We start from the raw sequence: 6,574 nt of genomic DNA on the forward strand, positions 1-6,574 counted from the left end.
TGTCCTCGGGGCTTAGGCCAGGCAATTGAGCGATCGCCCAATTATGCGATCGCCCTTGGGACGCGTGAGAAGATAAGGCCATGGCGGACATCTGCCAAAAAAATCATTACTGATCAGCATAGTCCACCGGCTGTCCCTTGACTATTCTTCTCGATCCTCGGGATCAGCGCTAATCAATGGGCAGCACCGATGCGGAAAGACCCTGGCTAGAGAGCGATCGCTGCAGTTGATCCGCCGCCGTTCGGTCTTCAAACAAACCTGCCTGCATGACGGTGCGGCCGTTGAGATTGGTGCGGAATGCATCGGGAACAAGCGATCGCACCTGCGCTTCCTGCTGAGAGGAGGTGGTGTTGACAATCACCCGGTAATTAAAACCCAGAACTGCCGCTTGGGGCGATGGGGCCGCCACGGCCACATTGGGCACTAGTGTTGTATTGCCCAATGGCGGTGTCATGTTGGGGACGGGCTCCAGGGGCGTGGGGGGTGGCAGCACCGGTGGTGCTCCTTGAACGATTGGGGGAGGTGTAGGCGTGGGCGGCTGAGGTGGCGGCGCTGCCCCCAGTTGCGTAGGAGTTTGGCCAAATTCAATCCAGCCATCGGTAGCCGGCTGTGTGGGTGCAGCGGGAGCGGGCGGTGCAACGGCGACGGGAGCAGGCACTAAGGCAGGCTCTACAACAGCTTCTGGCTCCATAGCTGGCGCAGACAAGTCTGGACGAACTACAGGCTCTGCAGACGGCGGCAGAGTCGCTGATAGTTCTCGCTGAGGGGCTGCCGCAATGGTGGATCGGAGATCCTGTTCGTGGGTGAGGTAGAAGTGGCCTAGGGTTTGCCCATTAAAGGCTCGTTGGGAAATATACCAGTTCGGATACAGGTAGATTTTGGCAAAACCGGTGGTGATGCGGTTGGTTTGACCAATGGCAAAACTGGGAGCAGAGCGATCGCGATCGGGCACCGCCATCAGCACCAAGCTATCGCTCGACCGCATCAAACGCAGGCTGTAGTCCATGCCCAGATCTTGACCTGCCATGCGCACAGAGTAGCCGTTGCTATCGGTGCTGCGGCCACAAATGCCGGTGAAGTCAAACGAGGTGAGCAGCAGATCAACCACGCCATTTTGCTCACTCCAGCAGGCGCGTTCACTCGACAGTTGCTGCAACAGGAGCAGTTGATGATTCTCCCCCACTGGGCTAGCCACCAAAATAAAGTCCTCTGCCGGGACGCTCTGCTGCTCAAACTCAACGGCGATCGCAGGAGCACTTGCGCCCACACCAGCCACCATCAGCCCCACACTCAGCAGCAGCGATCGCATCTTCCCAACGCTTCGACTCACCATAGCTTCTTCATTCCTCCGCTTCACCATGCCCACATGTATTCATGGATAACAACTTGTCTACAGGACTACTGACCCAAACCACGTTGCACCCAACCATCTTAATGAAGAGATTGTCTTTTTTGATCCGTGCTGTTCTATCTAGGACTGAGATGAATCCCGATCTAACCTTGAGAGATTCGGCCGCTGGGGAGCTACAGCCCCGTCCTGAGTCCGATCATCCGTAACATCTTGATGCTTATATGAGCAGACCCACGCATGACGGCATGAATCAGCCCTAAGTGTAGCGAAGACATCCAATAGTTGACCGCTAACCATCCCCAACGTTGACCTAAACATACACCCCTAAAACAACAAAGAGGGGCATGGCTCCCCTCTTTGCTGCACGTATTGCACGATGGTCAGATGGCGATCGCTCTTAGATCAACAAGAAGCACCCTAAAGCACATCATGACCCAGAAGGCGATCGCAGCAGCCTAAGCTTCTGATGGTTCAACCCGAGCGTAGAACAAGCCACGGATTTTTACATCTAGAGCTTCGTCGGTTCCCATATCGGTATCCGAAGGTTGCTCACTCTCAAACGTTCCAGCGATTTCGCCCGTGTAGCCATCAACCTTGGCAACCTGGAGGGAAATATGACCTTCGCCCGTTTCAAAGCTCTTGACATTTTCCCGACGGATTTCTTCGCTGTCTGCCCGTGCTGGCAAAGCAACGGCGTTGTCATACCCAGTCGTTAAACCCCGACCCTTCGGATCAAGGAAGTTGGACGTACGGTAGGACGGAACTCGGAAGGTGCCTTCCAAGTCGCTAGACGTGTTGATGGCACCCAAGCCCGGTTGGCTCTTGGCCACAAGACCCTTGATAGTGAACAGGAAGGGCACCTGTTCGCCACCCGGCAGGAGAACGGTGATGGCTTGGAAGTCAAACCCACCTTCTTCAACAAAGGTGATCGATCCATCGGATTCGGCCTTGAGCTTGCCGCTCACTTGGTCAATGGTTGACGTACGACGAGTGAGAGCCTTACCCGCAATAAAGCGAGATTCTTGGCGCTTATTGGTCGATTCTTCCTTAACAAAGTAGGACGTTGGCTCTAGACAAAGCTCGCGAATGACAAAGGATCCGTCTCCCTCAATGGGAATTGATCCTCGGCTAATTTCGCCAAGCTGGGGGCATTTGTTAGCTAGCCCGGTGCCACGAATTTGTTCGTAGGTGAGTGGGCCGTCCGCCGCATCTGGAGCCTCACTACACGCAGTTAAAAAGCCTAAACATAATGCCAGGAATGCGGCAACGAAAGCGCGATACCTCATGATTAACCTCAATGTGAATGCAAAATCCCCACCAATATTCCGAATGCGTATAACCGGCTTCTGACGCGCAGGCGCAGGACGTCAGATGCGTTGTGCAACTGCTAGGGCGTGCTTTGCAATCACAAGGCGATCGCAAACTCCGTTGTCCTAGTCACCGAGACAAGCCTAGTCATCTAAACCAGCTCGGGTTCAATAAACTCTGCGCGAAACGCAAGCGATTAGAAGCCTAAAGTGGTTCTCGTATAAGTCTCATAGAGCATTTTACAAGACCTTGTCGCCTTATTTTGGCGTAAGTCCGCAAATTCAAGCAGCGCAAAGACCCGCAAGACAAAATCGGGTGCGTCTCGGGATGAGAGCAGCTACGATGATGAAACCCACTCCTGAGGTACAACAGGCTACTTATGAATCAACGTGTTCCCTCGACCAATCCCACATCATTTCCAGGAAAACTGTCCGTCGATCCCAGCACCTACCCAGAAGATTTACAGGCGATCGCCACTTTGGTTCAAGATGCAGCCATCGGCCGCAAAGACGACTGTCTGAGCCTGCTGTCGTTGCTGCGGCTATTGGAAGCGCTCCACCGCGATATCCGCGAGCATCTTTTTCAAGACACCCTGCCCAGGAATCGGCAAAATCTCTACGCCCTGCTGCGAGACATTGAAGCGAATGGCGGTTGGCCCTACATCCATCGCATGAAAATTCGTCGATTGCTCGATAACGTGCCAATGCCGGATGACGCGGATTCATCTCCCCTAGATTGAGAATCAACCGAGCACTCTCAGCGGCGTTGATTGAGCGATCGCCCCCGACGATCCAAGCAAATCGGTAGAATAGGGCAAAGACCTGTTAGCAGTAAGCTCCATGATTCCTACAGTTATTGAACAATCTGGTCGTGGCGAACGCGCCTTTGACATTTACTCCCGTCTCCTGCGCGAGCGGATCATCTTCTTGGGGCAGAAAGTTGACTCTGACTTAGCCAATCTCATTGTGGCCCAGATGCTGTACCTTGAATCGGAAGACTCCGAGAAGGATATTTACCTCTATATCAACTCTCCCGGTGGGTCTGTGATGGCAGGTCTGGGTATTTTTGACACCATGAACCACATCCGCCCCGATGTTTGCACCATCTGCGTAGGGTTGGCAGCCAGTATGGGAGCCTTCTTGCTCAGCGCTGGCAAAAAAGGTAAGCGCATGAGTCTGCCCCACTCTCGGATCATGATCCACCAACCCATTGGGGGAGCCCAGGGGCAAGCCGCTGATATTGAAATTCAAGCCAAAGAAATTTTGTACCACAAGCGCCGGCTCAACGAGTGGCTGGCCAATCACACCGGGCAACCCCTAGAGCGCATCGAGGAAGACACCGAACGGGACTTCTTCATGTCTGCCCACGAAGCGATGGAGTATGGATTGGTAGATCAAGTTATTGATAACCAAGCCGTCGGTAGCCGCCCTCTGTCCATGAATCAGTAGGTTAGAGACTCAAGAGATTCGAGACCTCATAGATTCAAACCTCAAGAGATTCAGCCCTGCTAGGAGCGATCGCTCCTAGCAGGGTTTTTCATGGCTGAACCCCGCACCAACCCCTACTGCGCTTCCAGAAAACCGAGGAAATCCATCAGTTCTGAATCGGTCAGTTCTTGGCGGGTTTCTTTGCCATAGGTTCTCCGTAAATGGTCTCGCCCTTGAGATTTTGACCATCCCAACCGCCGCATTTCCACCAAAATTTTCGCAATATCATCCGATCGATCCACATTCCCTAGAGGCACATCAGCGGGTGGAGATTCTGCTGGATAGGGGGTAGGAAAACTAGACAATGGCTGCGATCGCCCCTCGGGGGTTAGGGTTGGATGATCCCATGACTCAGATCGTGAACTGGGACTGCTGATGCCCACCGGTTCCGGCGTGGCAGATTGACGAGGTTCTGGCGAGATTGACCGGGATGCGAGGGGAAGCTCAGAAGGCAAAGGCGGCGGAGTTGCCGTCCTTGAAGCTGGTTGGGATATAGGCGGGGAGACTGGAGGCGTCCACAACCCCAGCGATCGCAATGCCCGTCCCTGAGCCCGATCTTCAGCTTGCTCGATCTGCGGATCGGCCGACAGCCCCGAAGCGGTGATGGTTTCCCCCAGTTGCACATAGGCCCGCACAACATAAACGCCATCGTGCATCGCCAGCAACTCTGTGACGAGGCTGGCCGTGGGGTAATGTTCGCGAAATTGGGCAATGAGAGCGGGCAGCGTGGTGGAATCCATGGGTTGGTATCAGGGTAGACATCAAAACAAGGGGGTGAGTCAAGCGGAAGGCAGGCGCGATCGCTCGTTGTTGGTCAGCACGCCAGGGTGAGAGGCAACCGAGTCGGCACCCTGGCCGTAGCGATCGCCGGCTCTTCAGCAGCATAGCGTCTATGATTCACCGACGAAGCATAGGGGGCGATCGCTCTCTCCTGAACAGAGTTTCTGCAACGACCTCCAAAATTCCCGAGGATAACGTTAAGCTAAGTCAAGAGCATTCTCATGTTCGCTAGGAAACTGCCTGTTCGGTGCAGGTAGGAGGTAGCTAAGATTCCACAAGATCTAAAATAGATGACAAGACTAGAGCTGGCTTGGCATGAGTCCCAAGAGGTTCCAAAAGGTCAAGGGGACTGAGCCTAAACCATTCAGGCGGCTTCCCAGACACCTACGTCACCCATCGTTAGATCGTACATATTAGAAGTTAGCATTTTGATCCATCAACCGCTGAGGTTCATGGATCAACGCCTTTTTATAGACGCCCCCAGCGTCAACCGTTTTTGGCTCAGACTCGCATTTTTTAGGCTGATGTTAGACAAACTGCTCGAACTTTCACCCAATGTTGGACTAGATACTCTCCTGCTGCTGCTGGTGCTCATTGCCCTAGAGGCGGTGTTGTCGGCTGATAATGCCATCGCCCTAGCTGCGATCGCCCAAGGCTTAGGCAGTGCTGAAGAGCAGCGCAAAGCGTTGAATGTCGGTCTGGTTGCGGCGTTTACGCTCCGGGTCGTGTTGATTTTAACGGCGACGTGGGTCGTCCAATTTTGGCAGTTTGAGCTTTTGGGTGCCGCCTATTTGCTGTGGTTAGTCTTCCAGTATTTTCGCTCGGATGACGATGGCGGCACCCATCATCACCACGGGCCACGCTTTGCCTCCCTGTGGCAGGCTATCCCGATGATTGCCGTCACCGACCTAGCCTTTTCCTTGGATAGTGTAACAACGGCCATTGCCATTTCTCAAGAACGGTGGTTGGTTTTGACGGGGGGAGCGATCGGCGTGCTCACCCTGCGCTTTATGGCAGGCTTGTTCATTCGCTGGCTGGATGAGTTTGCCTACCTAGAAGATGCGGGATTTATCACGGTGGGCTTAGTGGGCGTGCGGCTGTTGCTGCGGGTGATCAATCCAGATTTTGTGCCCCCTGAATGGATCATGGTGATGCTGATTACCGCCCTGTTTGCCTGGGGCTTTTCGAAGCGTACAGAGCCGGCAGAGCCAGGGCGATCGCTTGAAACTCCTACCCTGCCAACCATTCCAGAATCGATCCAGGAGCCCCAAGAAGTCTCCATCGACGGATAGGAGTGAAAGACCTGGCTGCCTAGGTCATCGGCCGTGACCTGGCGGTGCTGTGGCACAATGAATGCGATATGGCTAGACCCATCTTTCCTGATGTATCCCTGTGGGGAGCATTGGGAGAGTGGCGATCGCACCGTCAGTCTTCACTCGGTGGGTGTTTAAAGGAATGACTAAATTTGTATTTGTAACCGGCGGTGTTGTTTCCAGCATCGGTAAAGGGATTGTGGCCGCAAGCTTGGGGCGATTGTTGAAATCGCGGGATTACTCGGTGTCCATCCTCAAGCTCGATCCCTACATCAACGTAGATCCAGGCACCATGAGCCCCTTTCAGCATGGTGAAGTGTTTGTCACCGAAGATG

At 54.0% G+C, this 6,574-nt stretch carries 7 protein-coding genes; 4 read left to right on the forward strand and 3 right to left on the reverse strand.

Translation table 11 applies throughout. The features are described 5' to 3' along the window. Positions 1 to 169: 169 nt before the first annotated feature. Both V6D20_22550 and V6D20_22555 read right to left on the reverse strand, forming a co-directional pair. Positions 170 to 1,333 (reverse strand): DUF3747 domain-containing protein, encoded by a 1,164-nt coding sequence (locus V6D20_22550; GenBank protein HEY9818562.1) that lies wholly within the window; start codon positions 1,331 to 1,333, stop codon positions 170 to 172. A 473-nt stretch (positions 1,334 to 1,806) separates the two neighbouring features. Further along, positions 1,807 to 2,637: a photosystem II manganese-stabilizing polypeptide gene (locus V6D20_22555; GenBank protein ID HEY9818563.1), complete on the reverse strand. Its 831-nt coding sequence runs from the start codon at positions 2,635 to 2,637 to the stop codon at positions 1,807 to 1,809. A 401-nt stretch (positions 2,638 to 3,038) separates the two neighbouring features. On the opposite strand from V6D20_22555, the gene V6D20_22560 reads away from it, so the two are divergent. After that, positions 3,039 to 3,398 carry a hypothetical protein gene (locus V6D20_22560; protein ID HEY9818564.1) on the forward strand — a complete coding sequence of 120 codons (360 nt, stop codon included), beginning with the start codon at positions 3,039 to 3,041 and terminating at the stop codon, positions 3,396 to 3,398. A gap of 100 nt (positions 3,399 to 3,498) precedes the next feature. Continuing rightward, positions 3,499 to 4,107, forward strand: coding sequence for an ATP-dependent Clp endopeptidase proteolytic subunit ClpP (gene clpP, locus V6D20_22565; protein ID HEY9818565.1), 609 nt, complete (start codon positions 3,499 to 3,501; stop codon positions 4,105 to 4,107). 113 nt (positions 4,108 to 4,220) lie between these two features. Here clpP and V6D20_22570 read toward each other — a convergent pair whose 3' ends face one another. Further along, positions 4,221 to 4,886, reverse strand: a complete 666-nt coding sequence (locus V6D20_22570; GenBank protein HEY9818566.1) for a hypothetical protein — start codon at positions 4,884 to 4,886, stop codon at positions 4,221 to 4,223. Positions 4,887 to 5,450: 564 nt separating this feature from the next. Between V6D20_22570 and V6D20_22575 the strand changes: the two genes are divergently transcribed. Both V6D20_22575 and pyrG read left to right on the forward strand, forming a co-directional pair. Next, on the forward strand, positions 5,451 to 6,218 hold the full coding sequence (locus V6D20_22575) for a DUF475 domain-containing protein (GenBank protein HEY9818567.1): 768 nt from the start codon (positions 5,451 to 5,453) through the stop codon (positions 6,216 to 6,218). A gap of 163 nt (positions 6,219 to 6,381) precedes the next feature. Then, positions 6,382 to 6,574, forward strand: a 193-nt coding sequence (gene pyrG, locus V6D20_22580; GenBank protein HEY9818568.1) for a CTP synthetase, incomplete at its 3' end; no start/stop codon positions are given.

It is taken from the genome of Candidatus Obscuribacterales bacterium (assembly GCA_036703605.1).
GTDB lineage: Bacteria > Cyanobacteriota > Cyanobacteriia > RECH01 > RECH01 > RECH01.

Coding starts and splice junctions, on each gene's coding strand:
- V6D20_22550 (HEY9818562.1), bottom strand. CDS start 1,333: ATGGTGAGTCGAAGCGTTGGGAAGATGCGATCGCTGCTGCTGAGTGTG.
- V6D20_22555 (HEY9818563.1), bottom strand. CDS start 2,637: ATGAGGTATCGCGCTTTCGTTGCCGCATTCCTGGCATTATGTTTAGGC.
- V6D20_22560 (HEY9818564.1), top strand. CDS start 3,039: ATGAATCAACGTGTTCCCTCGACCAATCCCACATCATTTCCAGGAAAA.
- clpP (HEY9818565.1), top strand. CDS start 3,499: ATGATTCCTACAGTTATTGAACAATCTGGTCGTGGCGAACGCGCCTTT.
- V6D20_22570 (HEY9818566.1), bottom strand. CDS start 4,886: ATGGATTCCACCACGCTGCCCGCTCTCATTGCCCAATTTCGCGAACAT.
- V6D20_22575 (HEY9818567.1), top strand. CDS start 5,451: ATGTTAGACAAACTGCTCGAACTTTCACCCAATGTTGGACTAGATACT.